Consider the following 697-nt stretch of genomic DNA (forward strand, 5'->3'; position numbering starts at 1 on the left):
CGACCGCGTGCAGGCGCGCGCCCGGCGCCTCGTGTCGCTCGCGGCGGGGATCGCCGCGCTCGTCGTGCTGCCGACCCTCGCATTGTCGCTCTACGCCTCCTACGCCGCCGAGCAGCGGCTCGCCGAGATCGAGAGCCGGTCGGCGGCGGCCCGACGCATCCTCGCGGCGGCGGCGGGCGCAGGCCAGGGCTCGCACGAGGCGACGCTGATCGCCGCGAAACGCCCGGACGACGCCATAGCCACGCTGATCGACCGACTCGCCCGGACCGTCCCGCAGGACACCGCGCTCCGCGACCTCGAAATCGACGAGGCGCGCCTGCGCATGGCCGGGACCTCGGCCGCGGCTCCCGGCCTGATCGGACGGCTTGAGGCGAGCGGGCTCACCCGCGACACCCGCTTCGCCGCGCCGGTGACGCGGTCGCCGGACGGTCGCGACAATTTCGAGATCCTGGCGCAGCGCATCCGCCCCGGGCGCGCCGACCAGCCGGCCGCGCCCTCGGCGGCTCCCGCGGCGCCCAATCCGGGACCGGGCCTGTGAGCGCCGAGACGGCCGAACGGCGTCCGCTGCGCCGCGTCGCGACCGGGGCGGCGGCGATCGCTCTGCCGCTCGGCGCGCTGATCTTCGCGGCCGTGACCTTCCTGCAGGCGAGCGAGACCAGCGGGCTCGCCGAGCGGCAGGGGGGGGGGGGGGGGGGGG

General features: G+C 77.6%; 1 protein-coding gene. It reads left to right on the forward strand.

The window, feature by feature from the left end:
* On the forward strand, nt 1-538 hold a 538-nt coding region (locus EK403_RS22490; protein WP_164919654.1), incomplete at its 5' end, for a PilN domain-containing protein.
* Nucleotides 539-697: the final 159 nt, after the last annotated feature.

The organism is Hansschlegelia zhihuaiae (genome assembly GCF_004103825.1).
GTDB lineage: Bacteria > Pseudomonadota > Alphaproteobacteria > Rhizobiales > Methylopilaceae > Methylopila > Methylopila zhihuaiae.